We start from the raw sequence: 26,377 nt of genomic DNA, 5'->3' as shown, positions 1-26,377 counted from the left end.
CCCCGGTTGATCAGTGCAGCGATGGCTTGGGCGCGGGTGCGGCCGGCTTGGCCAGCTCGGAGAACAGCAACAGAGGTGCCACGCGCAGGTACTCCATGACTTCCATGTAGTCGCTCTCGCCGTCTTCGGACTCTTCGAGGGCTTCTTGTACCTGGGAAATGGCCACCAGGTCCTGCAGCACATCCTTGGCCTCGTCGGACAGGTCCTTGCCACCGGCATTCAGGCCGAAACCGGTAATGAAGCCTTGGCACCACTGGCCCAGCGCGGTGGCGCGGTCGCTCAGGGCAGCGTCGTCGGAAGGCAGCAGCAGGACGATGGCCATGTCGTCGCTGGTCAGCTCGCCCTTGACCATTTCCTGCAGGCCGATCAGGGCGTTGCGCACGGTGTCACCCGGCTCGGTTTCCAGCAGTTGGGCGGCATCGGCCAGCCAGGCATCGGCATCGAAGCCGGCGCCGGCACAGCTGCGGCCGATCAGCAGGCCGTGCAGTTCGGCAGGGGTGACAGGGTGGCCATTACTGGAAAGCAGCATGGCGAAGGCGATGTAGGGCGATTGAGTATTGGGCATGGGCAGCTAGGCGCCAGACGGCGCAATGACTAGAATGGAGACCTTGTATCCTAGCACCGGCAGGCGCGCCAAGACCATCGGCACTGGCCGTTGCCGCCCAGGGAGAGGCATCATCGCCAGGTGACTCAACGACGGAGCGAATCGAGTGCAACCCACGCAAGAGAACGACCTGCAGGCACTGATGAGCCGATTCGAGTTGCTGATCGAACGCGTCGAGCAACTAAAACGGCAAAATGCACTCCTATTAGCGCAGGAAAAATCCTGGCGCGAAGAGCGCGCCCACCTCATCGAAAAAAACGAGATCGCCAAGCGCAAAGTCGAGTCGATGATTTTACGCCTCAAGGCTCTGGAGCAAGACTCATGAGTTCAAGCAATAGCGTCACCGTGCAGATCCTCGACAAGGAGTACTCGATCATCTGCCCGCCGGAAGAGCGCAACAACCTGGTCAGCGCCGCGCGCTACCTGGACGGCAAGATGCGCGAGATCCGTAGCAGCGGCAAGGTGATCGGTGCCGACCGCATCGCGGTAATGGCGGCGTTGAACATTACCCACGAAATGCTGCACCGCCAGGAAGATCGCAACGACGCGCCGGTCACCGGCACCAACCGCGAACAGGTGCGCGACCTGCTGGATCGGGTAGACAAGGCTTTGTCCGACGACACGGATACCAAAATCGGCTGAGATTGGTATACTGGCGCCACTCCCTGGGGGATGCGCCAGTCGGTTATGTCCCTGAGCCGATACGCACAACCACGGGGGTTGCACGCTGGGGCCGGTGTGCATGTCCGCCCGACGGAAAGCCTTAACGCCCCCTGCAATCTCCACCTTGAACTTTCGGGTTCAAGGGCTACACCGATAGCGGTCTTATCGGGGAGCCTGAATTCTCTTGCCCGCCCCCCGGCGGGCAATTCGTTTTGGCCGACCGCCCAGAGGTTGGCCAGCACACCTGGGATAGCTCGTGCCATGACCGACACTGCGCCGCTCACCCGTCCCCAGCTCCGTCGTCTGCTTCGCAATGCCCGCCGCGCCCTTACCCCTGCCCAGCAACGCCAGGCCACCCTCGGCCTGTACCGCCAGCTGGCGCAACACCCCTTGTTCCGCCGCGCACGCCACATTGCCTTGTACCTGCCCAACGACAGCGAAATCGACCCCTGCCTACTGCTGCGCGAAGCCCAGCGTCGCGGCAAGCGCACCTACCTGCCGGTGTTGCACGCCTGGCCGCGCACGCGCATGGTGTTCCAGCGCTTCGAGCAGGGTGAAAAGCTCAAGCCCAACCGCTTCCGTATTCCCGAGCCGGTCACTGACCGCAAACGCCAACGGCCGATCTGGGCGCTGGACCTGATCCTGCTGCCGCTGGTCGGTTTTGATGAAGTGGGCGGGCGCCTGGGCATGGGCGGTGGCTTTTATGATCGCAGCCTGGCCTACCAGGCGCGTCGGCAGACCTGGAAAAAACCGTTGCTGTTGGGGCTGGCGCATGAATGCCAGAAGGTCGAGCGGCTGGCGCAGGCCAGCTGGGATGTACCGCTGCAGGGCACGGTCTCGGACCGTGGCTGGTACCTGGCGCCGCGTTGAGCGGCGCCAGCGGGGGCATCAACGTTGCGGCTGGCCGGCGTCGACCGGCATCTGATAGGCGTTGTCCAGCTTGCGCTCCCAGAACCCTTGCGCATAACCGGTCGTGACCACACCCAGGCCAAAAATGAACACCAGGATCCACAGCAGATCCGGCTTTTTACGTTGATTCATCGAAGATTGCCCCCCAGGCAAACTGTTCAGTGCTCGGCGGTTTTCTGGGCACCGCCGGCGCATAGCGCTTTAAACGGGGCGCATTTTCCGACAACCTGCGTCCACACGCAAACCTTGACGCCAACCGGCTGTCGGTTTCGTGCAACAGGTTATTTCAAACCTTTTCAGGAGCAGCATCCATGGCCTACTGGCTGATGAAATCCGAGCCCGACGAGCTTTCCATCGAAGCCCTTGGCCGCCTGGGCGAAGCGCGCTGGGACGGCGTGCGCAACTATCAGGCGCGTAATTTTCTGCGGGCCATGAGCGAGGGTGACGAGTTTTTCTTCTATCACTCCAGTTGCCCGCAGCCGGGCATCGCCGGCATTGCCAGAATTACCCGCGCGGCCTACCCGGACCCGACCGCGCTGGACCCGCAAAGCCACTATTACGATGCCAAGGCCACCGCCGACAAAAACCCGTGGAGCGCGGTGGATGTAGCCCATGTGCAAACCCTGCCACGGGTGCTGGAACTGGGCTGGCTGAAACAGCAGGCCGGCCTGGCCGAGTTGCCACTGGTGCAAAAAGGCAGCCGCCTGTCGGTAATGCCGGTAACGCCCGAACAATGGGCGGTGATTGTCGCGTTGCGCTAAATGTGTAGCTAAGGTCAAGGGTTTGACCGATATCAACACGCCACCCGTGGCCGCAGGCCATGATGTGCTGTGCATGACCGCAAGGATGCAGAACGATGAACCGATACGCCCCCAGAATTTTCGCCACCGCGCTAATCGCCCTGCTCGCCGCAGCTGGCGGGCTGGGGTACTGGAAGTCGCTCCACGACCAGTTGCCCGAAGGCCTGAGCATGGGCAACGGCCGCCTTGAAGCCACCGAAGTACAAATCGCCAGCAAAATCCCAGGCCGCCTGGCCGAAGTGCTGGTCGACGAAGGTGACAAGGTCACCCGCAGCCAACTGCTGGCGCGTATCGACACCCGCACCATGGAAGCCCAACGCAGCCAGGCCGAAGCCGAAGTGCTGCGCGCCCGGGAGAACTACGCCGCCGCCCAGGCCAGCGTGCAACTGCGCCAGAGCGAACTGCTGCTGGCCAGCCAGGAGCTCAAGCGCGTGCGCGAGATCTTCCAGCGCAAGTACGCCAGCCAACAGTTGCTCGATCAACAGCAGGCGCGCTTCGACACGGCCAACGCAGCGGTAGTCGCCGCCCGCGCCCAGCTTGCAGCGATCAAGGCCGCCATCGGCGCCGCCGAAGCCCAGGTGGCCCAGCTCACCAGTGAAATCGACGACAGCAGCCTGCGAGCGCCCATCGACGGCATCATCCAGCTGCGCCTGGCTGAACCCGGTGAGGTGCTGGGTGCCGGCGGCCGAGTGCTGATGCTGATCGACCCCAGCGACCAGTACATGAACCTGTACCTGCCGGCCTCCACCAGCGGCCAGCTGACCGTGGGCGACCAGGCGCGCATCGTGCTCGACGCCCTGCCCGAACGCGCCCTGCCGGCCAAAGTGGCTTTTGTCGCAGCCAAGGCCCAGTTCACGCCCAAACAGGTGGAGACCCGCGACGAGCGGCAAAAGCTGGTGTTCAGGGTCAAACTCCGCCTGACCGACCCAGGTGTCGTGCCACAGGCTAAACCTGGCATGCCAGGCGCCGGCTATGTGCGCACGGCCGAGGTGGACTGGCCGGCCAACCTGCAATGAACGCCCCGGCACTGCTGGCCGATGGCATCAGCCACCGCTACGGCGACCTGACGGCCCTGCACACCCTGGGTTTCAGCCTGCCTGCGGGCACCCGCTGCGCGCTGATTGGCCCAGATGGCGCCGGCAAGTCCACTCTGCTGGGGTTGATCGCCGGCGTCAAACGCCTGCAGCAGGGTGAACTGCAGGTGCTGGGCGGCTCGATCCGCCAACGGCGCCATCGCGCAGCGCTGTACCCGAAAGTGGCATTCATGCCGCAGGGACTAGGCAACAACCTGTACCCAGAGCTGTCGATCAGCGAGAACATCCGCTTTTTCGCCACGCTGTTCGGCCTGGGCCGCCGCGAATGCGAGCAGCGCATGGCCAACTTGCTGCAGGCCACCGACCTGCAGCGCTTTGCCGAGCGCCCGGCCGGCAAGCTGTCGGGCGGCATGAAGCAGAAGCTGGGCTTGTGCTGCGCGCTGATCCACGAACCAGACCTGCTGATCCTCGACGAGCCGACCACCGGCGTCGACCCGCTGTCGCGGCGGCGTTTCTGGGAACTGGTCGAACAGGTTCGCGCGCAGCGCCCGCAACTGACCCTGCTGGTGGCCACCGCCTACATGGAAGAAGCCGAACAGTTCGAGCATTGCCTGATGCTCGATGGCGGCCGCCTGCTGGCCGCAGGCGCCAGCCACGAACTGGCCGCAGTCACCCCCAGTGGCAAACTGGACGACGCCTTCACCCACTACCAGGGCGCGGGCAAGGCGCAGCATCAACCCCTGAGCATTCCACCGCGCCAGGCCACGGATGGCCCGGTCGCCATCGAGGCGCACGACCTGACCCTGCGCTTTGGCGACTTCACAGCGGTGAACAAGGTCAGTTTCGCCATTGGCCGTGGGGAGATCTTCGGCTTCCTCGGCTCCAACGGCTGCGGCAAGACCACCACCATGAAAGTGCTTACCGGCCTGATGCCTGCCAGCGAGGGCAGCGCCAGCCTGCTGGGGCGCCCGGTGGATGCCAGTGACCTGGCCACGCGCAAGCGGGTCGGCTTCATGTCACAGAGCTTCTCGCTGTATGGCGAGCTCAGCACCCGGCAGAACCTGGCCCTCCATGCCCGCCTGTTCGACTTGCCCAAAGCCCAGAGCGCCCAGCGCATCGATGAGCTGATAAATCGCTTCGACCTCGCCGCCATCGCCGACCAACCGTCTGGCGCACTGCCCCTTGGCCTGCGCCAGCGCCTGTCGCTGGCCGTGGCGGTGTTGCATCGCCCTGAAGTGCTGATCCTCGACGAACCGACTTCCGGCGTCGACCCGGCCGCCCGCGACGACTTCTGGCGCCTGCTGGTAGAGCTGTCCCGCGAGCAAGGCGTGACCATTTTCCTCTCCACCCACTTCATGAACGAAGCCCAGCGCTGCGACCGTATTTCGCTGATGCACGCCGGGCGGGTACTGGCCTGCGACACGCCGGAGGCCTTGCAGCGCCAGTACCAGGGCGAAACCCTGGAGGACGCTTTCGTGCGGTGCCTGGAACAAGCCCAGGAGCTCGCGCCGCAAACCACGGATAACACCGTACTGGAGCAAGCAGCTTCGCCTGCCCCACCACTGCGCCAAGGCTTCAGCCTGCGCCGCCTGCTGGCGGTGGCCAGCCGAGAAGGCAAGGAACTGCTGCGCGACAAGGTACGCCTGGCCTTCGCCTTGCTGGGTGCACTGTTCATGATGGTGATTTTCGGCTACGGCATTTCACTGGATGTAGAAAACCTTGCCTTCGCCGTGCACGACCAGGATCAAAGCCCGCAAAGCCGCGCCTACCTCGAAGCCTTCCGAGGCTCACGCTATTTCGCCGAACAGGCGCCGATCCGCGACAGCCGCGAACTGCATCAGCGGCTGCAGCGCTCGGAAATCAAACTGGCACTGGAGATTCCGCCCGGTTTTGGCCGCGACCTGTACGCCGGGCGCCAACCGGTGGTGGCCGCCTGGCTCGACGGCGGCATGCCGTTCCGCGCCGAAACCAGCCGCAACTACGTGGAAGCCGTGCACCAGGCCAACCTGGAGCAACTGGCCAAGGCTAGCCCACAGCCGCAGCCGCGCCAGGACCTGGTGCGCCTGGAAACGCGTTTTCGCTACAACCAGGACGTGGTCAGCGTGAATGCCATCGGCCCGGGCGTGATGGCGCTGATCCTGGCCTTCATACCGGCCATGCTCACTGCACTGGGCATCGTTCGCGAGAAGGAGCTGGGCTCCATCACCAACTTCTACGCCACACCCCTCACCCGCCTGGAGTTCCTGCTGGGCAAGCAGATGCCCTACCTGGCGGTAAGCCTGGTCAACCTGGCGCTGCTGGTGGCGATGAACCGCTGGCTGTTCGCCGTGCCGCTCAAGGGCAGTGTGCTGGCCCTGGCCTGTGGTGGCGTGGCCTACCTGCTGGCCACCACCAGCCTGGGCCTGCTGATTTCAGCATTCACCCGCACCCAGATCGCCGCCATTCTCGGCACCATGATCATTACCAGCCTGCCAACCATCCAGTTTTCCGGGCTGATCGTGCCACGCTCGTCGTTGGACGGCGCGGCGGCGGTGATGGGCCAGCTGTTCCCGGCGGGCTACTTCCTCGACATCGCGGTCGGCACCTTCACCAAGGCGCTGGGCCTGCGCGAGCTGTGGCCGCAGTGCCTGATCCTGTTGGGCTTCTTTGCCGCATTCACCGGCCTGAGCCTGGCCATGCTGAAGAAGCAGGAGGCCTGACATGTCGCGCCTGAACCACACCCTGCGCCTAGGCCTGAAAGAACTGACCAGCCTGCGTCATGACAGCGTACTGCTGCTGTTCCTGCTGTATGCCTTCAGCGTGGCGATCTACATGCCGGCCGCCGGCTCGGTGATCGGTGTGCACAACGCCAGCGTCGCGGTGGTGGACGAAGACCACAGCCTGCTCTCGCGCAAGCTCAGTGAAGCCCTGCAACCACCGGAGTTTCAGCCTGCCGTTCCGCTGACCGCGCAACACCTGGACCAGGCCATGGACAGCGGCCAGTACACCTTCGTGATCAACGTACCGGTGAATTTCCAGAGTGACCTGCTGGCCGGGCGCTCGCCGGAGCTGCAGATAAACGTCGATGCCACGGCCATGAGCCAGGCGTTCATGGGCGCCGGCTACATCGGCCGCATCTTCGAGCGCGAGCTGCTCGACTACAGCCAGCGGGGCAACGTGCAAAGCCCGGTGCTGATCAACCCCAAGGCGCTGTTCAACCCCAACCTGGAGGGCGGTTGGTTCCTGGCGGTGATCCAGATCGTCAACAACATCACCATCCTGGCAATCATCCTCACCGGCACCGCGCTGCTGCGCGAGCGTGAGCACGGCACCCTCGACCACCTGCTGGTGCTGCCACTGACCGCGCTGGAGATCATGCTGGCCAAGATCGGCAGCAACGCCCTGGTGGTGGTGATATGCACCTGGATTTCGTTGGTGGTGGTAGTGAAAGGCGCGCTGGGCGTGCCGTTGTCCGGCTCGATGGGGTTGTTCCTGGCCGTGACCGCGCTGTACCTGTTCGCCAGTACGGCGCTGGGTATCTTCCTCGCCACCCTGGCACGCTCGACGCCGCAGTTCGGCCTGCTGGCGATCCCGGTGATCATCCCGATGCTGTTGCTGTCCGGCGGCAGCACACCGCTGGACAGCATGCCGCAGTGGCTGCAGTGGGTGATGCAGGGTTCGCCGTCGACGCATTTCGTCAGCCTGGGGGCCGCGATCCTGTTCCGCGATGCCGGGTGGGCGGTGGTGTGGCCGGATATCCTGGCACTGGCGCTGATCGGCCTGGTGTTTTTCAGCGTGGCGCTTTCGCGGTTCCGTCGCAGCCTGGCGTCCTGACCCTGTGGGAGCGGGCGAGCCCGCGAAGCAGGCAGTGCGGTGAATGGCACCGGCTTCGCCGGTGTTCGCGGGCTCGCCCGCTCCCACAGTTGATCACTGCACGATCAGGTTGTTGAACAGCAAGTCTTCAACAATCGGCTTGCCCTCTTCCGCCTCCAGCACTTGCTGCACCTGCTTCAGTGCCTCTTGGCGCAGGTGTTCCTTGGCCTCGACATTGCTCATGCTGTCCACCGTCTGCTGAGTGAACAGCGCCACCAGCTGATTACGGATCAATGGCTCGTGGTGCTGCACCGCCTTGGCTGCTTCGTCGCCGGTCACGCGCAGGGCCACGTCGGCCTTGTACACCCGCAGCCGCGGGCCGCCGTCGAGGGCATAGTTGCCGACAAAGGGCGGGCTCAGGCTGATGTAGGCGACCTTGGGCGCCCCTTCCTTGGCTTCTTCGGCCATGGCCGCAGCCGGCAGCAGCAACGCCAGCACCATCAAGATCAACGCTTTCACGAATTCGCTCCTCAATACAGTTGGCGCCAGCTTACCCAGCACACCGCTCAAACCCAAGCCCGGGCTTATGCCGGCCCATCAGGGCAGGCCATGCTCGTTGACCCGGCAAGCGGCCCTCCTACACTTATCGGCCATTACCCGCAAAGGAATAGCCCCGATGAAAGCCGTGTTGTGCAAAACCCTGGGTCCGGCGCGCGATCTGGTACTGGAAGACGTGGCCAGCCCGCAGCCGAAGAAAAACGAGATCCTGCTGGACGTGCAGGCTGCCGGGGTCAACTTCCCCGACACGCTGATCATCGAAGGCAAGTACCAGTTCCAACCTCCACTACCGTTCTCCCCTGGCGGCGAAGCGGCGGGGGTGGTGGCTGCAGTCGGGGAAAAGGCTGGCACGTTCAAGGTGGGCGACCGGGTCATGGCGCTGACCGGCTGGGGTGCGTTCGCCGAGCAGGTGGCGGTGCCTTTCTACAACGTGCTGCCGATCCCGGCGAGCATGGACTTCACCACCGCTGCGGCGTTCGGCATGACCTACGGCACCTCGATGCACGCCCTGCGTCAGCGCGGTCAGTTACAAGCAGGCGAGACCTTGCTGGTGCTGGGCGCTTCCGGTGGGGTCGGGCTGGCGGCGGTGGAAATCGGCAAGGCCATGGGCGCGCGAGTGATCGCGGCAGCCAGCAGTGCCGAGAAACTGGCCGTGGCCAAAGCGGCCGGGGCGGATGAGCTGATCGACTACAGCCAGGCCAGCCTGCGCGAAGAAATCAAGCGCCTGACCGGCGGCCAGGGGGTCGACGTGATCTACGACCCGGTCGGTGGCGAGCTATTCGAGCAAGCGGTACGCGGGTTGGCCTGGAATGGCCGGCTGCTGGTGGTGGGTTTTGCCAGCGGCAGCATTCCCCAGCTGGCGGCCAACCTGGTGCTGCTCAAGGGTGCGGCGGTACTGGGGGTGTTCTGGGGCGCGTTTGCCCAGCGCCAGCCGCAGGATAATGCAGCCAACTTCAAGCAGCTGTTTGCCTGGCATGCCGAGGGCAAGTTGAAGCCATTGGTGTCGCAGACTTATCCACTGGCCGAGGCTGGGGCCGCCATCGAGAAGCTGGGGCAGCGCCAGGCTGTGGGTAAGTTGGTGGTGTTGGCCAAGTAAGGCAGTTCAGGCCTCTTCGCAGAAAACCCCGCGAAGAGGCCGGTAGAGGTTGTTCACACTTCGCGCAGGTTATGGCAACGCCGGAACCGCGCCTCCAGGTTGCGATCGGGCATCTGGTGGCTGCGCAAGGCATTCAACGTCTGCTCCACATAGTCGCGCGTGGTGCCATAACGCCCCTTGGCACTGGCCAGAATCTGGCTGAGCAAGGTATCCGGCAGATTCCCCGCATAACAGGGTAAATGCCGCTCCAGCACAAAGCCCAATGCCTGCACCTTGCTGCCATCGCCCAACCGGCAGCTAAGCCAGTGCGGCCGGTAGGCCGGGTACGGCATCTCCCGTTGCCATAGGGCCATCAGCGAGTCATCCAGGCTGCTTTCATCCAGCCGATAGGCAAAGCCGCTGCAGGAGCCACCACGGTCCAGGCCAAACACCAGCCCAGGGGTTTCCGGGGTGCCACGGTGTTCGTGCGACCACAGGTACAAGCCCCGGTGATAACCATGCACCCGCGCGCGCTGACGTTCCACCGAATTGCACTCGGGGCGCCAAATCAACGAACCATAAGCGAACAGCCACACAGGCCCGCCCTGATGCCGAGACATGGTCGTCTTCATGGAGTTGAACAACTGATCGTGAGTATGTTGCTGACCGAAGTCGAGTGCCGGAGGATATGAAACTTCCCAGGACATACTTTCAAGTGCCGACATAAGCTGCCGCCATTATCCCTGTGAACTACGGATGTAGCGAAATTCGATTACGCTGCAGCCCCAGGCCGCTTTACCCGGGGCGCTTGCAGTAACCATAGGCCAGAATTGCAGGAATACTCAAGCCCTCGCGTCAGTGTTTCATGCGCGGTTCCGACGACTGGGAAATACTGTTTCAGCCACTGTGAAAGTTAATGGCCAAGGCGGTAACAATTACCGCCTTATACCCATACTTGCAAACTTTGGTTATTAACCACGTGGCGCGTAGGCAAACACATCGGCACGCATGCGGTGCGCATCCATACCGGCCTCGACCAGGGCGTCGAGGGTGGCGTAGATCATGTTCGGCGAACCGCTGGCATACACATGCACGCTGTTGAGGTCGTCAATGTCTTCGCAAACCGCTTCATGCAACATGCCGCAACGGCCTTCCCAGCCGCACAGGTCGCTGACCACCTGGTGCAGGAACAGGTTAGGCAGGCGCTGCCATTCGTCCCAGTGCTCGATCTGATAGAAGTCTTCGGGCCGGCGCACGCCCCAGTACAGGTGTACCGGGTGCTTGAAGCCATTGGCTCGGCAATGCTCGAGCAGGCTGTGCATCTGGCCCATGCCGGTACCGGCGGCAATCAGCACCAACGGCCCGTCGGGCAACTCGGCCAGGTGGGTGTCGCCAAACGGCATTTCGATACGTGCCAGACCGTCACGCTTGAGTTGCTCGATCAGTTGCTGTGCGCTGGGCTCTCGCGCCAGCACGTGCAGCTCCAGCTCACGCCCGGCGTGGGGGGCGGAGGCCAGCGAAAAAGCGGCCTGCTTGCCACCCTCACGCTCGATCATCAGGTACTGCCCGGCGTGGTAGCGCGGTGGCTTACCGGCCGGCGCGCGCAAACGCACCCGCCAGACGTCGCCACCAACGTCGACGCATTCGCTGACGTTGCACGCCAGCTTGCGCACCGGCAGCTCGCCCAAGGCGAGCACACCATCCCAGAGCAACACGCAATCCTCCAGCGGTTCGGCAATGCAGGTGAACAACTCGCCATGGTCGCGGACTTCGCCTTCCTGGCGTACCCGGCCTTCGACCAATAACGCGGCGCAGACATGGCAATTGCCATTGCGGCAGCTGTTCGGGCAGTCATAGCCCAGCCGCCGCGCTCCATCCAGGATCCGTTCCCCGGGTTCGAGCGCCAGCACCGCCCCGGACGGCTGCAACGTTACCTGCATCAATCTATTCCCAACTGATCCCACAGCTCATCGATACGGCGGGTGACGGCTTCGTCCTTGACGATAACCCGTCCCCATTCGCGTGTAGTCTCGCCCGGCCACTTGTGCGTGGCGTCCAGGCCCATCTTCGACCCCAGGCCCGATACCGGCGACGCAAAGTCCAGGTAGTCGATCGGCGTGTTGTCGATCATCACCGTATCACGCTTGGGGTCCATGCGCGTGGTAATGGCCCAGATCACATCGTTCCAGTCGCGGGCGTTGATATCGTCATCGGTGACAATAACGAACTTGGTGTACATGAACTGTCGCAGGAACGACCACACACCCAGCATTACGCGCTTGGCATGGCCCGGATACTGCTTTTTCATGGTCACCACCGCCATGCGGTACGAGCAGCCTTCCGGCGGCAGGTAGAAATCGGTGATTTCCGGGAACTGCTTTTGCAGGATCGGCACGAACACTTCGTTCAGTGCCACACCGAGAATCGCCGGCTCATCTGGCGGCCGACCGGTGTAGGTGCTGTGGTAGATCGGTTTCTGCCGGTGGGTGATGCGCTCGACAGTGAACACCGGGAAGCTGTCCACTTCGTTGTAGTAGCCGGTGTGGTCGCCATAGGGGCCTTCCGGGGCCATTTCGCCTGGGTGGATCACGCCTTCCAGAATGATTTCGGCGGTGGCCGGTACCTGCAGGTTGCTGCCGCGGCACTTGACCAGCTCGGTGCGATTGCCGCGCAGCAGGCCGGCAAAGGCGTACTCGGAGAGGGTGTCCGGCACCGGGGTCACGGCACCGAGGATGGTCGCGGGGTCAGCGCCCAGGGCCACGGCGACCGGGAACGGCTGGCCGGGATTCTTCTCGCACCACTCACGGTAATCCAAGGCACCGCCACGGTGGCTCAGCCAGCGCATGATGACCTTGTTGCGGCCGATCACCTGCTGGCGGTAGATGCCCAGGTTCTGGCGGTCCTTGTTCGGGCCACGGGTCACGGTAAGGCCCCAGGTGATCAGCGGCGCCACGTCGCCTGGCCAGCAGTGCTGAATCGGCAGAGCGCCGAGGTCGACATCGTCACCCTCGACCACCACTTCCTGGCACACCGCGTCCTTGACCACTTTCGGCGCCATCGACACGACCTTCTTGAAGATCGGCAGCTTCGACCAGGCGTCCTTCAGGCCCTTGGGCGGCTCGGGCTCCTTGAGGAAGGCCAGCAGCTTGCCGATTTCCCGCAGCTCATCGACCGACTCGGCGCCCATGCCCATGGCCACCCGCTCCGGGGTGCCGAACAGGTTGCCCAGCACCGGGATGTCGAAACCGGTGGGCTTTTCGAACAGCAACGCCGGGCCTTTGGCACGCAGGGTGCGGTCGCAGACCTCGGTCATTTCCAGGACGGGGGAGATCGGAACCTGGATGCGCTTGAGCTCGCCGCGCTGTTCCAGGCCACGGATGAAGTCGCGCAAGTCGCGATACTGCATGCAGGAGCCTCGTGTTGGCCGTATCGGTCGGGGGTGCAGAGTGTAGCGCCGATAGGGCCGCAATAGCCAAAATACAGATAGCAAAAAGCCGGGTTTCCCCGGCCTTTGCGTGGTACGACGATCTTACTTGCGCTTCATCGACAGGAAGAACTCGTCGTTGGTCTTGGTCTGCTTGAGCTTGTCGACCAAGAACTCGATGGCGGCGATTTCGTCCATCGGGTGCAGCAGCTTGCGCAGGATCCACATGCGCTGCAGTTCGTCGTCGGCAGTCAGCAACTCTTCGCGGCGGGTACCGGAGCGGTTGATGTTGATGGCCGGGAACACACGCTTCTCGGCGATGCGGCGGTCCAGCGGCAGCTCCATGTTGCCGGTGCCCTTGAACTCTTCGTAGATCACTTCGTCCATCTTCGAGCCGGTTTCGACCAGCGCGGTGGCGATGATGGTCAGCGAGCCGCCTTCCTCGATGTTACGCGCAGCACCGAAGAAACGCTTCGGCTTCTCCAGGGCGTGGGCATCGACACCACCGGTCAGCACCTTGCCGGAGCTCGGGATCACGGTGTTGTAGGCACGCGCCAGACGGGTGATGGAGTCCAGCAGAATGACCACGTCCTTCTTGTGCTCGACCAGGCGCTTGGCCTTCTCGATCACCATTTCGGCAACCTGCACGTGGCGGGTTGGCGGCTCGTCGAAGGTGGAAGCAACCACTTCGCCGCGCACGGTGCGCTGCATTTCGGTCACTTCTTCCGGGCGCTCGTCGATCAGCAGGACGATCAGGTGGCACTCGGGATTGTTACGGGTGATGTTGGCCGCGATGTTCTGCAGCATGATCGTCTTGCCCGCTTTTGGCGGGGCAACGATCAGGCCGCGCTGGCCTTTGCCGATCGGGGCGCACAGGTCGATGACACGGCCGGTCAAGTCTTCGGTGGAGCCGTTGCCGGCCTCCATCTTCAGGCGCTTGTTCGGGAACAGCGGCGTCAGGTTCTCGAACAGGATCTTGTTCTTCGCGTTTTCCGGGCGGTCGAAGTTGATGGTATCGACCTTCAGCAGGGCGAAGTAACGCTCCCCTTCCTTCGGTGGGCGGATCTTGCCGACGATGGTGTCGCCGGTACGCAGGTTGAAACGGCGGATCTGGCTGGGCGAGACGTAGATATCGTCTGGGCCGGCCAGGTAGGACGCATCAGCCGAACGCAGGAAACCGAAACCATCCTGGAGAATCTCCAGCACGCCGTCACCCGAGATCTCTTCGCCGCTTTTCGCATGCTTCTTCAGCAGGGCGAAAATCACGTCCTGTTTGCGCGAACGGGCCATGTTTTCGATGCCCATCTGTTCGGCCATTTCCAAAAGATCGGTAATCGGCTTTTGCTTGAGTTCAGTCAGGTTCATAAGGGGAGTGACGTAATCATGTAAGAAGGGAGAATTAAGCTTCTGGCTTAATGAGGCCGCGCCGCTAGATGGCGACAGGATCGCGTACTGATTCGAATTAGGGATGCTTCGGCGACGGCGTGTAGAGGGCACTGGAAAAGCAGTGCGAGGCCGAATGTAACACTTGCTTTTTTCTGCGTCTAGTGCTCTGAAAAAGAAAAGCCCCGCATTTGCGGGGCCTTTTCACATCACAGGTGGGCGTCGAGGAACGCGGCCAGCTGCGATTTGGACAAAGCGCCAACCTTGGTGGCTTCGACGTTGCCGTTCTTGAACAGCATCAGCGTCGGGATACCGCGCACGCCGTGCTTGGCCGGGGTTTCCTGGTTCTCGTCGATGTTCAGCTTGGCGACGGTCAGTTTGCCCTCGTAGGTGGCAGCGATGTCGTCCAGAACCGGAGCGATCATCTTGCATGGGCCGCACCATTCAGCCCAGTAGTCGACCAGCACCGGGCCTTGAGCCTGCAGTACGTCGGCTTCGAAGCTGGCGTCGGTGACGTGTTTGATTTTGTCGCTCATGGAAATCTCCAAGGTCGTAAGCAATAAAAAACGTTGCCCATCATAGCCGCCCCCGCCGCCTACAGGAAGCCGCGGACGATTGAGTGTAACTATAGTTGTGCAAGAAGCCGCGAATCGAAACTGTCATGTCGCCGTCATAGAATCGAATGGCACATTGCCTTGCATCAAGGCCAGCACACCGGCTGAGTGTCACGCGTTGGCGACAGCCTGCTATCGTGGCACGATTGCCAGGTTAACGACCGAGAACAACCAGATCATGCCGCATACCATCGCGAAGAACCTGTCCCTGATCGCCGCCATCGACCTTGGCTCCAACAGTTTTCATATGGTCGTGGCCAAGGCCCACCATACCGAAATCCGCATTCTCGAGCGGCTCGGCGAGAAGGTTCAGCTAGCCGCCGGCATCGACGAAGAGCGCAAGCTCAGTGAAGAGTCTATGGAAAGAGGCCTGGATTGCCTCAAGCGCTTTTCTCAACTGATCAACGGCATGCCGGCAGGCTCCGTACGCATCGTCGGTACCAACGCCTTGCGCGAAGCGCGCAACCGCAACGAATTCATCCAGCGCGCCGAGGCCATCCTCGGCCACCCGGTCGAGGTCATCTCCGGCCGTGAAGAAGCGCGCCTGATCTACCTGGGCGTATCGCACACCCTGGCCGATACCCCCGGCAAGCGCCTGGTGGCAGACATCGGTGGCGGCAGTACCGAGTTCATCATCGGCCAGCGTTTCGAGCCGCTGCTGCGCGAAAGCCTGCAGATGGGTTGCGTAAGCTTTACCCAGCGCTACTTCCGCGATGGCAAGATCACCCCGGCCCGCTATGCCCAGGCGTACACCGCCGCGCGCCTGGAGCTGATGAGTATCGAAAATGCCCTGCACCGCCTGACCTGGGACGAGGCCATTGGCTCGTCCGGTACCATTCGCGCCATCGGCGCCGCCATCAAGGCCGGCGGCCTGGGCAATGGCGAGGTCAACGCCGAAGGCCTGGCCTGGGTCAAGCGCAAGCTGTTCAAACTGGGCGAGGTCGACAAGATCGACTTCGACGGCGTCAAGCCGGACCGCCGGACCATCTTCCCCGCAGGCCTTGCGATTCTCGAAGCGATCTTCGATGCCCTGGAGCTGCAGCGCATGGACCACTGTGACGGTGCCCTGCGCGAAGGTGTGCTGTTCGACCTGCTCGGCCGTCACCACCACGAGGATGTGCGCGAACGCACCTTGAACTCGCTGATGGAGCGCTACCACGTGGACCAGGGCCAGGCTGCGCGTGTGGAACGCAAGGCATTGCACGCCTTCGACCAAGTGGCCGACGCCTGGGACCTTAAAGACGGAAATTGGCGCGATCTGCTTGGCTGGGCCGCGAAAATACACGAAATAGGGCTAGACATTGCCCACTATCACTACCACAAGCATGGCGCCTACCTGATCGAGCACTCCGACCTGTCGGGCTTTTCTCGCGAAGATCAGCAGATGATGGCCCTGCTGGTGCGCGGCCACCGTCGCAACATCCCCAAGGACCGTTACGCTGAGCTGGGTGATGAAGGGGTCAAGCTGCTGCGCCTGTGCGTGCTGCTGCGCTTTGCCATTCTGTTCCACCACATTCGCGGCACCCAGCAGATGCCAAAGGTAGAGCTCAAGGGCGGCGACAACAGCCTGGATGTAGCCTTCCCTGAAGGTTGGCTGGAGCAGAACCAGCTGACCCAGGCCGACTTCGCCAACGAGGCGGAGTGGCTGGCCCGGGTCGGCTTCGTCCTCAGCGTACGTTGAGGACCGGGTTGCTCAGGCGCTCCAGCAGGGTCGCCTGGGCACTGCGCGGGTTCTGATTGCCGGTCGGGGTGCTACGCACGTAGCGCCCGTCTGGCTGCAACGTCCAGGCGTGGGTGTTGTCGGTCAGGTAGCCTTCCAGCTCCTTCTTCACCCGCAGCAACAGCTTCTTGCCTTCCACCGGGAAGCAGGTCTCGACGCGCTTGTCGAGGTTGCGCTCCATCCAGTCGGCGCTGGACAGGTAGATCTGCTCTTCGCCGCCATTGAGGAAGTAGAACACCCGCGTGTGCTCGAGGAAGCGGCCGATGATCGAGCGCACCTGAATGTTGTGCGAAACCCCCGGAATACCTGGGCGCAAGCAGCACATGCCGCGCACCACCAGGTCGATTTTCACACCCGACTGGCTGGCCTTGTACAGCGCCTTGATGACCTTGGCGTCGGTCAGCGAGTTGAACTTGGCGATGATGTGCGCCGGCTTGCCTTCGAGGGCGAACTGGGTTTCCCGCGCGATCATGTCGAGCATGCCCTTTTTCAGGGTGAACGGCGCGTGCAGCAGCTTCTTCATGCGCAGGGTCTTGCCCATGCCGATCAGCTGGCTGAACAGCTTGCCAACGTCCTCGGTGAGGGCGTCGTCAGAGGTCAGCAGGCTGTAGTCGGTGTACAGGCGGGCGTTGCCGGCGTGGTAGTTGCCGGTACCCAGGTGCGCATAACGCACGATCTCGCCCTGTTCGCGGCGCAGGATCAGCATCATCTTGGCGTGGGTCTTGAACCCGACCACGCCGTAGATCACCACCGCACCGGCCGCTTGCAGGCGGCTGGCCATCTGCAGGTTGGACTCTTCGTCGAAGCGCGCACGCAACTCGATCACCGCAGTGACCTCCTTGCCGTTACGCGCCGCGTCCACCAGGGCGTCGACGATTTCCGAGTTGGCCCCGGAGCGGTACAGGGTCTGGCGCACGGCGAGCACATGTGGGTCCTTGGCGGCCTGGCGCAGCAGGTCGACCACCGGGGTGAAGGACTCGAACGGGTGCATCAGCAGGATGTCCTGCTTGCTGATCACGCTGAAAATGTTGTCGGCGTTCACCAGCAGCTTGGGGATTGCCGGGGTGAACGGCGTGTACTGAAGCTCCGGGTGGCTGTCCAGGCCGGTAATGCTGAACAGGCGGGTGAGGTTGACCGGGCCATTGACCTGGTACAGCTCGCTTTCGCTGAGGCTGAACTGCTTGAGCAGGTAGTCCGACAGGTGTTTCGGGCAGGTGTCGGCCACTTCCAGGCGCACGGCATCGCCGTAACGGCGCGAGAACAGCTCACCACGCAGAGCACGGGCCAGGTCGTCGACTTCTTCGGAGTCCAGCGCCAGGTCGGCGTTACGGGTGAGGCGGAACTGGTAGCAGCCCTTCACCTTCATGCCCTGGAACAGGTCGTCGGCGTGCGCGTGGATCATCGACGACAGGAACACGTAGTTGGCACCCGGGCCACCCACCTCTTCAGGCACGCGGATGACCCGTGGCAGCAGGCGTGGGGCAGGGATGATCGCCAAGCCCGAATCGCGACCGAAGGCGTCCACACCCTCAAGCTCGACGATGAAGTTGAGGCTCTTGTTCACCAGCAACGGGAACGGGTGGGTCGGGTCGAGGCCGATCGGGGTGATGATCGGGGCGATTTCGTCGCGGAAATAGCGGCGCACCCAGGTCTTGAGTTTGGGCGTCCAGTAACGACGGCGAATGAAGCGAATCTGATGCTTTTCCAGCTCCGGCAGCAGCACGTCATTGAGGATCGCGTACTGGCGCTCTACCTCGATGTGCACCAGTTCGCTGATACGCGCCAACGCCTGGTGCGGCTGCAAGCCATCGGCACCGGCCTGTTCACGGGCAAAATTGATCTGCTTCTTCAACCCGGCCACGCGGATCTCGAAGAACTCATCGAGGTTGCTGGAGAAGATCAGCAGGAACTTGAGCCGTTCAAGCAACGGGTAGTTCTCGTCCAGTGCCTGTTCCAGCACGCGGATGTTGAACTGCAACTGCGAGAGTTCGCGATGAATGTACAGGCTGCTGTCGTCCAGGCCAGGGACGGTGATTGCCGGGGCCGGTGCGGGCACCGGGGCCACAGGCTCGGCCACCTGCTCCGCTACGGGCTCAGGCGCCGGCGGCAGGTCAGGCGGGGTCTGCACCATCTCTTCTGGGAGCTCCTGGGCATCCTTGATCGCGACAGGGGTGAGCACTTCATTATTCATCTGGCGTTCCTGAGGACGTTAACGCCCTATCATCAATTGAGCGGCAAGATAAGCGCCCATTATGACGCCTGTGTTACACACCAGGGCAAGCCATGGCGCGTGGCCTCTGGCATTGTCTGTGTAGGAATTGTTCACGTCGAGACACATTTGGACACTTTCACGATTGCGCGCGAAGGGGTAGGCTTCGCGTTCATTTCGCCAGCACCTCAGAAAATGCTTCAACAATTCCTGCAGGATTTCGGCTACTTTGCCCTTTTTCTAGGCACCTTCTTCGAAGGCGAGACCATCCTGGTGCTTGCGGGTTTCCTTGCGTTCCGTGGTTACATGGACATCAAGCTGGTGTGCCTGGTGGCCTTCTTCGGCAGCTACGCGGGCGATCAGCTGTGGTACTTCATGGGCCGCCGCCACGGGCGCAGGATCCTGGCGCGCAAGCCGCGCTGGCAGGCAATGGGTGACCGGGCGCTGGACCACATCCGCCGCCATCCTGATATCTGGGTGCTGAGTTTTCGCTTCGTCTATGGCCTGCGCACGGTCATGCCGGTGGCCATTGGCCTGTCGGGCTATCCACCCCGCCGCTATCTGCTGCTGAACGGCATTGGCGCGGCTATCTGGGCAATCGCCCTGGGCGCGGCCGCGTACCACTTCGGCGCCATTCTCGAAGGCCTGCTGGGCAACGTGAAACGTTACGAGCTATGGGTGCTCGGCGGCCTGGTGGCGCTGGGCGGCCTGCTGTGGCTGCGTCGGCGCTTCCGCACCCTGCGCGCGGAGCGCAAGGCGGCGGGCCTGGCCCAGGCCCCAGAGGCTGAGCAAGCTGTAAGCCACGAGCAGGAACCAGGCCAGCGGCGCGACCACCGCTAAGCCCAAGGCGCCGGCCAGGTACAACGCCGGCGCATTCAGCAGCAGCCGCGCTAGCTCCAGGCGCGCAGCCCAGCGCCGGTTCTCCAGCAAAGCGCCCAGCACGAACAGACCAAACGCCATCAGCGACCAGCCGAGCACCAGCGCGGCGATCGGCACGCGGTCGGCCACATCCATCAGGTAGCTGCCCAAAGCCACATACACCACGAACTGCGCCGCCACGTAGGCTTGTTGCGCGCGACCCAGGGCAATCTCGAACTTGCGAAACAGCGCCAGGTCCTGCTTGGCCTGCGGGAAGCGCGCAGCCACGTCGGCCGGGCGCCAACCGGTGGGCATGAACCAGATGCGCAGCTTGTCCCGCAGGCTGGTGGTGTGCCGGGCGTCATGCCAGAGCTGGGCATAGAACTGCAGGTTGGCCCACAGCGGGTTCCAGCTGGCCAACGGTGTCGTCACCCCGAACACCACCGGCTCGGCCGGGTCCTCCTCTTTGAAGGTGCCGAACAGACGGTCCCAGAGAATGAACACACCGCCGTAATTGCGATCCAAGTAAGCAGGGTTTTGCGCATGGTGGACGCGATGGTTGGATGGTGTGATCAACACCCACTCGAGCCAGCCAAGCTTGGGGATGTGTCGGGTATGCACCCAGAACTGATACAGCAGGTTGAGCGAGGCCACGGTGATGAACACCAGTGGCGGTACGCCCACCAGCGCCAGCGGCAGGTAGAACAGCCACGAGAAGATGAACCCGCTACTGGTCTGGCGCAGCGCCGTGGTGAGGTTGTACTCCTCGCTCTGGTGATGCACCGAGTGTGCGGCCCACAGCACGTTGCGCTCATGCCCCAGGCGATGCAGCCAGTAGTAACAGAAGTCGTACAGGACAAAGGCCAGCAGCCATACCCACCACGCCTCTGCCGGCAACCGCAAAACCGCCAGGTGTTCAAAGGCCAGTGCATAGGTGACCAGCCCTACCCCTTTGGTCAGCAGCCCGGTACTGGTCGACAGTGCGCCGGTGCTAAGGCTGTTGATCGAGTCGGCCAGGGTGAAATTGCGCTGGCCACGCACGCGGTCAGCTACCAGCTCGACGGCAATCAGCACAAAGAAGAACGGCACAGCCAGCAGTATCAGGTCCATGGGCACGACCTCAGGCGTTATCCACCAAGATTAGGCCGCACTCGCGGGAATCCCTATGGCGACATCTGCCAAACTAGAGGACATTTAGCGCCTCGACACTGGAGTAGTGAACATGACAAAAAAAGTAGCGGTGATTCTTTCCGGCTGTGGCGTGTACGACGGCGCCGAAATCCACGAAAGCGTGATCACCCTGCTGCGCCTCGACCAGCGCGGTGCGCAGGTGCAGTGCTTCGCGCCGAACATTGCACAGATGCACGTCATCAACCACCTGACCGGCGAGGAAATGCCCGAGTCGCGTAATGTGCTGGTGGAATCGGCGCGCATAGCCCGCGGCGAGGTCAAGGACATCCGCGAGGCCAAGGCCGAGGACTTCGATGCGTTGATCGTGCCAGGCGGTTTTGGGGCGGCAAAGAACCTCTCCAATTTTGCCGTGGAAGGTGCCAACTGCAGCATCAACCCGGACGTACTGACCCTGGCCGAAGCCTTTGCCGACGCCTGCAAGCCGGTTGGGCTGATCTGCATCTCGCCGGCACTGGCCGCGAAGATCTACGGGCCGGGCGTGGTCTGCACCATCGGCAGCGACGCCGGCACGGCGGCGGCGGTCGAGAAGATGGGCGGCACCCATGAGGAGTGCGATGTGCACGATATTGTCGAAGACTCCCAGCGCAAACTGGTGACTACGCCGGCTTACATGGAAGCCAAGTCGATCAGCGAAGCGGCGGGGGGCATCTACAAGCTGGTGGACCGGGTGCTGGAACTGACACACGAGTAAGCACCGAAAGCGGCGCGGCCTTCTGTGCCTCGCGAAAGGGCCGCAACGCGCCCCTTTCGCGACACAAGGCCGTTCCCACAGAGAACCGCAAGCTCTTCAGGACTTGGACAGCCGGGCAATGATCCGGTCCAGCGCATTGGCAAATGCCTGCTTCTCCCGCTCGCCGTAAGCGCCCTGCCCGCCCCCCACCTGGCCCTGCTCGCGCAGCTCGGTGAACAGGTTGCGCGCCGCCAGGCGGTCGCCCATGTTGCGTTCGTCGAACTCTCGCCCACGCGGGTCCAGTGCCGCCACGCCCTTTTTCACCAGGCGGTCGGCCAGCGGTACGTCACTGCAGATCACCAACTCGCCAGGCACGGCGTGCTCGACCAGGTAATCGTCGGCCGCGTCCATGCCGCTGGGCACCACAATCAGGCGCACGATCGCGAACGCCGGCTTGGCCACGGCCTGCCCCGCCACCATCACCACCTCGAACTTGCGCTTGAGGGCGAACTTGACGATCAGATCCCTGGCCGCTTTGGGGCAGGCATCGGCATCGATCCATACACGCATCGGAAATTCTCGACTTGGACTCAATGCGCCCATCATGCCTGAAGCACAGCGAAAGCTGGAGCGCGAGAACGCTGGAAAAATGGCGCCAGAATTACAATTACTGCTTATCCGACCCCGCCACTCAGGCTAAACTCGCCACAGCTTCACTGGCCTGCCCGAGCGCGCAATGAACCACCCTCACGAAATCCGCCCCGACCTGGACGAAGGCATCGACCGCAAGGTCCTGGCGACATTGCGTGCGCGCTTCCTGCAGTTAAACCAAGGGCGGCTGCAGCGGGCAATGGAAGGCCTGTCGACACGTCAGCAACAGGTACTGACGCTGCTACCGCTGCTGTTTCACGTAAACCACCCGCTGTTGCCAGGCTACGTCTCGGGCAGTACGCCTGCCGGCGTATCGGGCTATGCGCCAGGTGCCGAGCTGGTGGCGGAGGCCCAGCGCCTGGCGCGCTCGTTCACCTACAAGGCCGCGCATGGCAACCCGCCACGTCCGATTCACGGCCTGTTCCTGATGGGCAGCCTGGGCTCGCTGGCCCAGGCCGAGCACAGCGACATGGACCTGTGGGTGTGCCACGCACCCGGCTTGCCCGAACACCAGTTGGATGAACTGCGCCGCAAGTGCCAGCAACTGGAGGCCTGGGCGGCAAGCCTGGGAGCCGAAGCACACTTTTTCCTGATCGACACGCAGGGCTTCGCCCATGGCGAGCGCGATGGCCAGCTCGGCTCCGACGACTGTGGCACCACCCAGCACTACTTGCTGCTGGACGAGTTCTACCGCACCACCCTGTGGCTGGCCGGGCGCACACCGCTATGGTGGCTGGTGCCGGTGTATCAGGAACACAACTACCACAGTTATACCCAGACCCTGCTGTCCAAACGGTTCATCCGCAGCCATGACGCCCTCGACCTCGGCAACCTGGCGCACATTCCGCCCGGCGAGTTCGTCGGCGCCGGCCTGTGGCAGTTGTTCAAAGGTATCGACTCGCCCTACAAATCGCTGCTCAAACTGCTGCTGACCGAAGCCTACGCCAGCGAACACCCTGCCGTGCGCTGCCTGAGCCTGGACTACAAGCAGGCCGTGTTCGCCAACCAGCTAGACCTCGACGAGCTCGACCCCTACGTGATGGTTTACCGGCGCATCGAACGCTACCTGCTGCAACGTGGCGAACACGCGCGCCTGGAGCTGGTACGCCGCAGCCTGTACCTCAAGGTGAACAAGAAGCTCAGCGACCAGGGTCGCAGCATGGGCTGGCAACGCCGGCTGCTGCAGCGCCTGACCGACGAGTGGGGCTGGAGCCAGCAACAGCTGGCCTTGCTGGACAGCCGCCGTCAATGGAAAGTGCAACAGGTTGCTGTCGAGCGCCGCGAACTGGTGGCCGAGCTGAACCACAGTTACCGCTTCCTCAGCCAGTTCGCGCTCACCCAGAACGCCAGCAGCCGCGCCGACCAGCGCGACCTCAATGTACTGGGCCGGCGCCTGTATGCGGCGTTCGAGCGCCGCGCCGGCAAGGTCGAAGTGATCAACCCCGGTATCGCCCCAGACCTCGCCGAAGGCACCTTGACCTTGGTCCAGGCACCCAACCGCAAGGAGCCGGGCAACCACCACTGGGAGCTTTACAGCGGCAACTTGAGCACCCACGAGGTGGAGCACTTCAGCCCGATCAAGCGCTGCCGCGAGCTGCTCGAGCTGCTCGCCTGGGCCCATCGCAACGGCGTGATCGACAGCAGCACCCGCCTGGCGCTGCACCCAGGCAGTAGCGACCTTGGCGAGTACGAGCTGTTCAACCTGCTGGGCTGCCTGCAGCAGAGCATTCCCCTGCCCTTGCCGACCGTCAGTGAAGTGCGCCTGCTGCAGCCCAGCGTTGCCGACGAGGTGCTGTTGCTGGTCAATGTCGCCATCGACCCGCTGCGCCATCACCGCGACCTGAACATTCTGATGACCACCGAGCGCACCGACTCGCTGAGCTACGCCGGTGTGCGCGAAAACCTGGTGCTGACCCTGGACCAGGTCACCATCAACAGCTGGAACGAGGTGCTGGTCCAGCGCTATGACGGCGAGCACGCACTGGTGCGCTGCCTGCGCGATTTCCTCAACAGCCCGGTACTGCACGGCCACCGGCCGCGGGTGCGGGTGCGCTGCTTCTGCCAGAGCCGCGCCCAGGCCATCGGCCAGCGTGTAGAGGAGATTTTCGACACCGTGCAACTGCTGCTGGACCAGGGGCTGCACCATCGCTACCTGCTGCAGGTAGCCCAGCACACCCATGTACTGGAGCTGCTACCCCAGCATGTCAGCCTGACCACCCTGGACGAGCATGAGGCGCTGCTAGCCTACCTGGGCGAAGAGCGCGGCGCCTACAGCCCGCTGTACCTGGACGCCAACGCCCTGCAAGACCACGACCTGCGCCTGGTACTGGAGCACGGCAGGCCGGCCTGTATCCAGGTGTTCTATCGCCTGCAGGACGGTTGGGCCGAGCTGTATGTGTTGGATGAGTACAACGCGCTGTGGCAACAACGCCTGCCATTGCATGACGAAACGCACTTGCTACTGCCGCTGCAACGCTTTCTGCGCTCGGTGGTGATGCGCCGCGATGCCCGCTTGCCGCTCGACGGCCTGCGGCCGGCCTCGCTGGATATCCACTATGCGCAGCTTCTGCCCTCTGGCGCAGGCAAGGCACGCAGCATCGAGCCGCGCCTGGCCCCGATCGAGGGCAGCGACCAGCCTTACTATGAGGTGCAGGCGATCATCCAGGCCGGGGTCGCGGGCGCGGCGCATGTGACGCTGTATTGCGACCAACAGGAGTTTTCCGAGCTGGAGCATGGCGAGCAGCTGTATGCGGTGGTGGCCCGGCAGATCATTGGCCAGCGCCACGGCGCAGGGCAGTACCAGTGCTATATCACCGACCTGGATTTATCCGAGTTGCTGGATGACCGGCTGGGGGCGACGCAGGTGTACCTGAGCTACAAGCGGGTGCTGGAGCAGGCTTTGAATGAGGGGCTGGAGCAGGTTTTGGCGCAAAGCGCCTGAATTGCCGGGGGTGCTTTGCACCCCATCGCGACACAAGGCCGCTCCTACAGGGGAATGCGATTCCTTGTAGGAGCGGCCTTGTGTCGCGATGGGCCGCAAAGCGGCCCCCTTGGCCCTTACAGGTCGAAATCGCCCGCCGCTTCCGGTTGGTATTCCACTTCCAGCAGCTTCAGCTTGAGGGTCTTGCCACCCGGTGCCGGCCAGTCGATCTGCTCGCCCACCGACAACCCCAGCAAGGCGCAGCCAATGGGCGCCAGGATCGAAACCTTGCCTTCCGGCCCGGCATCCTTCGGGTAAACCAACGTCAGGTGGTAATCCTTGCCGCTGGCTTCCTCACGGCAGTGCACGCGCGAGTTCATGGTCACCACGCCCGCTGGCACTTCCTCGTGACCGACCACCTGCCCGGCGCGGTCCAGCTCGTCCTGCAAGGCGAGCACACCCGGCGTACTCTCGTCGAGGCTGTCGATCAGACGCTCCAGACGTTGTACGTCCAATCGGGTGAGGATGAGGGAAGGCTTGGTGCTCATGATCCAGTCAGACTCCTTTGAACAGGCAGTTTTCAATGTGCAAATAAAGCAAAACCCCGCCCAAGGGCGGGGTTTGAGAAGGCTTTGGCGTCACCGACGCAGAACCCGACACTACCACAGCCGGGTAAATACTCAAGCCCCTGCGCTCAGTGTGCCTTAGCCTGATCGCGCAAGGCCTGGGCCTCGCGGCAGATCTGCCGACGCCGTTCGTCGTCAGCCGAGCGCCATTCGCGGATGTGCTCGACATGCCGGTGGCAACCTGTGCACACCCGCTGTTCGTCCAACCGGCATACGCTGATGCACGGCGATGGCACGGCGGGGCTGACGTTGCTGTAAAGCGGCTTGGGCGGCCGAGCCTGGGCGCTGCTCATGTCAGATCTCGTCGAAGTCCAGCTTCTCGCCGGCCCGCTCCCAGACGATGCGCTCGAGCATTTCGCCCAGCAGTTCTTCGCTCTTTTCGCACACCCACTTCTTGCTCTCTTCGTCGTAGTCGAAGTGGAAACCACCGGAACGGTCGGCCAGCCACAGCTGGCGCAGCGGCTCCTGGCGGCTGAAGATCAGTTGGGCGCCGCCCTCGAACTTGACGGTAAGGACGCCGGCGGAGTTCTCCATGTCCAGGTCCATGCCGCTCTCGTCGAACAGGTCTTCCAGGGCCTGTTGGGTCGCGTCGACCAGATCATGGAAACGCGCTTCACTCAAACTCATTGCAGGAACCTCGAAATTGGCTGCGTTACAGGCAAGCCGGGCAAGATAC

The 26,377-nt window shown here is 63.1% G+C and carries 25 protein-coding genes, 1 other RNA gene and 1 pseudogene; 13 read left to right on the top strand and 14 right to left on the bottom strand.

The genetic code is table 11. The features are described 5' to 3' along the window. Nucleotides 1-10: 10 nt before the first annotated feature. On the bottom strand, nucleotides 11-565 hold the full coding sequence (locus DM807_RS14050; protein WP_016489744.1) for a YecA/YgfB family protein: 555 nt from the start codon (nucleotides 563-565) through the stop codon (nucleotides 11-13). A gap of 181 nt (nucleotides 566-746) precedes the next feature. Here DM807_RS14050 and DM807_RS14045 point away from each other — a divergent pair, with 181 nt between their 5' ends. From DM807_RS14045 to DM807_RS14030, 4 genes are all read left to right on the top strand, one after another. Further along, a complete protein-coding gene (locus DM807_RS14045) occupies nucleotides 747-929 on the top strand; it encodes a TIGR02449 family protein (protein ID WP_041166806.1) in 183 nt (60 codons plus the stop codon). Further along, on the top strand, nucleotides 926-1,246 hold the full coding sequence (locus DM807_RS14040; RefSeq protein ID WP_010955726.1) for a cell division protein ZapA: 321 nt from the start codon (nucleotides 926-928) through the stop codon (nucleotides 1,244-1,246). The genes DM807_RS14045 and DM807_RS14040 overlap by 4 nt, the downstream gene beginning before the upstream one ends. 17 nt (nucleotides 1,247-1,263) lie before the next feature. Further along, nucleotides 1,264-1,443: non-coding RNA, 6S RNA (gene ssrS, locus DM807_RS14035), on the top strand. 85 nt (nucleotides 1,444-1,528) lie between these two features. Then, nucleotides 1,529-2,137, top strand: a complete 609-nt coding sequence (locus DM807_RS14030; RefSeq protein WP_060493202.1) for a 5-formyltetrahydrofolate cyclo-ligase — start codon at nucleotides 1,529-1,531, stop codon at nucleotides 2,135-2,137. 18 nt (nucleotides 2,138-2,155) lie between these two features. On the opposite strand, the gene DM807_RS14025 is transcribed toward DM807_RS14030, so the two are convergent. Beyond that, complete coding sequence (locus DM807_RS14025) at nucleotides 2,156-2,308, bottom strand: hypothetical protein (RefSeq protein WP_012274758.1); 153 nt, start codon at nucleotides 2,306-2,308, stop codon at nucleotides 2,156-2,158. Between the two features lie 179 nt (nucleotides 2,309-2,487). Here DM807_RS14025 and DM807_RS14020 point away from each other — a divergent pair, with 179 nt between their 5' ends. The 4 genes from DM807_RS14020 to DM807_RS14005 all read left to right on the top strand — a co-directional run bounded on the left by DM807_RS14020 (nucleotide 2,488) and on the right by DM807_RS14005 (nucleotide 7,823). Then, nucleotides 2,488-2,937 carry an EVE domain-containing protein gene (locus tag DM807_RS14020; protein WP_060493201.1) on the top strand — a complete coding sequence of 150 codons (450 nt, stop codon included), beginning with the start codon at nucleotides 2,488-2,490 and terminating at the stop codon, nucleotides 2,935-2,937. A 95-nt stretch (nucleotides 2,938-3,032) separates the two neighbouring features. Beyond that, nucleotides 3,033-3,992, top strand: a complete 960-nt coding sequence (locus tag DM807_RS14015) for an HlyD family secretion protein (RefSeq protein WP_069942989.1) — start codon at nucleotides 3,033-3,035, stop codon at nucleotides 3,990-3,992. Continuing rightward, the gene (gene rbbA / locus DM807_RS14010) at nucleotides 3,989-6,709 is read left to right on the top strand and encodes a ribosome-associated ATPase/putative transporter RbbA (RefSeq protein WP_012274761.1); all 2,721 of its coding nucleotides are present in this window, start codon (nucleotides 3,989-3,991) and stop codon (nucleotides 6,707-6,709) included. The genes DM807_RS14015 and rbbA overlap by 4 nt, the downstream gene beginning before the upstream one ends. Nucleotide 6,710: 1 nt before the next feature. Next, complete coding sequence (locus DM807_RS14005; protein ID WP_012274762.1) at nucleotides 6,711-7,823, top strand: ABC transporter permease; 1,113 nt, start codon at nucleotides 6,711-6,713, stop codon at nucleotides 7,821-7,823. 93 nt (nucleotides 7,824-7,916) lie between these two features. Here DM807_RS14005 and DM807_RS14000 read toward each other — a convergent pair whose 3' ends face one another. After that, complete coding sequence (locus DM807_RS14000; RefSeq protein WP_012274763.1) at nucleotides 7,917-8,321, bottom strand: flagellar basal body-associated protein FliL; 405 nt, start codon at nucleotides 8,319-8,321, stop codon at nucleotides 7,917-7,919. Between the two features lie 157 nt (nucleotides 8,322-8,478). Between DM807_RS14000 and DM807_RS13995 the strand changes: the two genes are divergently transcribed. Continuing rightward, nucleotides 8,479-9,456, top strand: a complete 978-nt coding sequence (locus DM807_RS13995) for an NADPH:quinone oxidoreductase family protein (RefSeq protein ID WP_012274764.1) — start codon at nucleotides 8,479-8,481, stop codon at nucleotides 9,454-9,456. A gap of 53 nt (nucleotides 9,457-9,509) precedes the next feature. On the opposite strand, the gene DM807_RS13990 is transcribed toward DM807_RS13995, so the two are convergent. The 5 genes from DM807_RS13990 to trxA all read right to left on the bottom strand — a co-directional run bounded on the left by DM807_RS13990 (nucleotide 9,510) and on the right by trxA (nucleotide 14,778). Continuing rightward, complete coding sequence (locus DM807_RS13990; RefSeq protein WP_012274765.1) at nucleotides 9,510-10,160, bottom strand: gamma-glutamylcyclotransferase; 651 nt, start codon at nucleotides 10,158-10,160, stop codon at nucleotides 9,510-9,512. Nucleotides 10,161-10,406: 246 nt separating this feature from the next. Then, nucleotides 10,407-11,375, bottom strand: coding sequence for a CDP-6-deoxy-delta-3,4-glucoseen reductase (locus DM807_RS13985; RefSeq protein WP_071984750.1), 969 nt, complete (start codon nucleotides 11,373-11,375; stop codon nucleotides 10,407-10,409). Beyond that, entirely contained in the window at nucleotides 11,375-12,841 is a 1,467-nt protein-coding gene (gene ubiD, locus DM807_RS13980; RefSeq protein WP_016489755.1) for a 4-hydroxy-3-polyprenylbenzoate decarboxylase, read from the bottom strand. The genes DM807_RS13985 and ubiD overlap by 1 nt, the downstream gene beginning before the upstream one ends. A 123-nt stretch (nucleotides 12,842-12,964) precedes the next feature. After that, entirely contained in the window at nucleotides 12,965-14,224 is a 1,260-nt protein-coding gene (rho, locus tag DM807_RS13975; RefSeq protein WP_003253661.1) for a transcription termination factor Rho, read from the bottom strand. Nucleotides 14,225-14,451: 227 nt separating this feature from the next. Further along, on the bottom strand, nucleotides 14,452-14,778 hold the full coding sequence (trxA, locus tag DM807_RS13970; protein ID WP_012274768.1) for a thioredoxin TrxA: 327 nt from the start codon (nucleotides 14,776-14,778) through the stop codon (nucleotides 14,452-14,454). Nucleotides 14,779-15,034: 256 nt separating this feature from the next. Here trxA and ppx point away from each other — a divergent pair, with 256 nt between their 5' ends. Next, nucleotides 15,035-16,537 (top strand): exopolyphosphatase, encoded by a 1,503-nt coding sequence (gene ppx, locus DM807_RS13965; RefSeq protein WP_012274769.1) that lies wholly within the window; start codon nucleotides 15,035-15,037, stop codon nucleotides 16,535-16,537. On the opposite strand, the gene ppk1 is transcribed toward ppx, so the two are convergent. Next, a complete protein-coding gene (ppk1, locus tag DM807_RS13960; RefSeq protein ID WP_012274770.1) occupies nucleotides 16,524-18,767 on the bottom strand; it encodes a polyphosphate kinase 1 in 2,244 nt (747 codons plus the stop codon). The two genes, ppx and ppk1, sit on opposite strands and share 14 nt — an antisense overlap. Before the next feature lie 213 nt (nucleotides 18,768-18,980). On the opposite strand from ppk1, the gene DM807_RS13955 reads away from it, so the two are divergent. Then, the gene (locus DM807_RS13955; protein ID WP_151884243.1) at nucleotides 18,981-19,625 is read left to right on the top strand and encodes a DedA family protein; all 645 of its coding nucleotides are present in this window, start codon (nucleotides 18,981-18,983) and stop codon (nucleotides 19,623-19,625) included. A gap of 501 nt (nucleotides 19,626-20,126) precedes the next feature. Here the strand turns inward: DM807_RS13955 and DM807_RS27710 are convergent. Next, nucleotides 20,127-20,753, bottom strand: a pseudogene (locus tag DM807_RS27710) (sterol desaturase family protein); the annotation flags it as partial. 112 nt (nucleotides 20,754-20,865) lie between these two features. Between DM807_RS27710 and elbB the strand changes: the two are divergent. Then, nucleotides 20,866-21,525 (top strand): isoprenoid biosynthesis glyoxalase ElbB, encoded by a 660-nt coding sequence (gene elbB, locus DM807_RS13945; RefSeq protein WP_012274772.1) that lies wholly within the window; start codon nucleotides 20,866-20,868, stop codon nucleotides 21,523-21,525. A gap of 96 nt (nucleotides 21,526-21,621) precedes the next feature. On the opposite strand, the gene DM807_RS13940 is transcribed toward elbB, so the two are convergent. Beyond that, nucleotides 21,622-22,074, bottom strand: a complete 453-nt coding sequence (locus DM807_RS13940; protein WP_012274773.1) for a YaiI/YqxD family protein — start codon at nucleotides 22,072-22,074, stop codon at nucleotides 21,622-21,624. A gap of 166 nt (nucleotides 22,075-22,240) precedes the next feature. Between DM807_RS13940 and DM807_RS13935 the strand changes: the two genes are divergently transcribed. Then, a complete protein-coding gene (locus DM807_RS13935) occupies nucleotides 22,241-25,096 on the top strand; it encodes a class I adenylate cyclase (RefSeq protein WP_060493198.1) in 2,856 nt (951 codons plus the stop codon). Between the two features lie 116 nt (nucleotides 25,097-25,212). Here the strand turns inward: DM807_RS13935 and rnk are convergent, their stop codons facing one another. The 3 genes from rnk to cyaY form a co-directional block, all read right to left on the bottom strand. Continuing rightward, on the bottom strand, nucleotides 25,213-25,623 hold the full coding sequence (gene rnk / locus DM807_RS13930) for a nucleoside diphosphate kinase regulator (RefSeq protein ID WP_012274775.1): 411 nt from the start codon (nucleotides 25,621-25,623) through the stop codon (nucleotides 25,213-25,215). Nucleotides 25,624-25,769: 146 nt separating this feature from the next. Continuing rightward, nucleotides 25,770-25,994, bottom strand: coding sequence for a DUF1289 domain-containing protein (locus DM807_RS13925; RefSeq protein WP_012274776.1), 225 nt, complete (start codon nucleotides 25,992-25,994; stop codon nucleotides 25,770-25,772). Between the two features lies 1 nt (nucleotide 25,995). Further along, nucleotides 25,996-26,328, bottom strand: a complete 333-nt coding sequence (cyaY, locus tag DM807_RS13920) for an iron donor protein CyaY (RefSeq protein WP_012274777.1) — start codon at nucleotides 26,326-26,328, stop codon at nucleotides 25,996-25,998. Between the last annotated feature and the right edge of the window lie 49 nt (nucleotides 26,329-26,377).

Source organism: Pseudomonas hunanensis (assembly GCF_013393325.1).
Lineage (GTDB): Bacteria > Pseudomonadota > Gammaproteobacteria > Pseudomonadales > Pseudomonadaceae > Aquipseudomonas > Aquipseudomonas putida_P.
The sequence above is the reverse complement of the archived record's forward strand: the minus strand, read 5'-3'. Positions and strand labels throughout refer to the sequence as shown.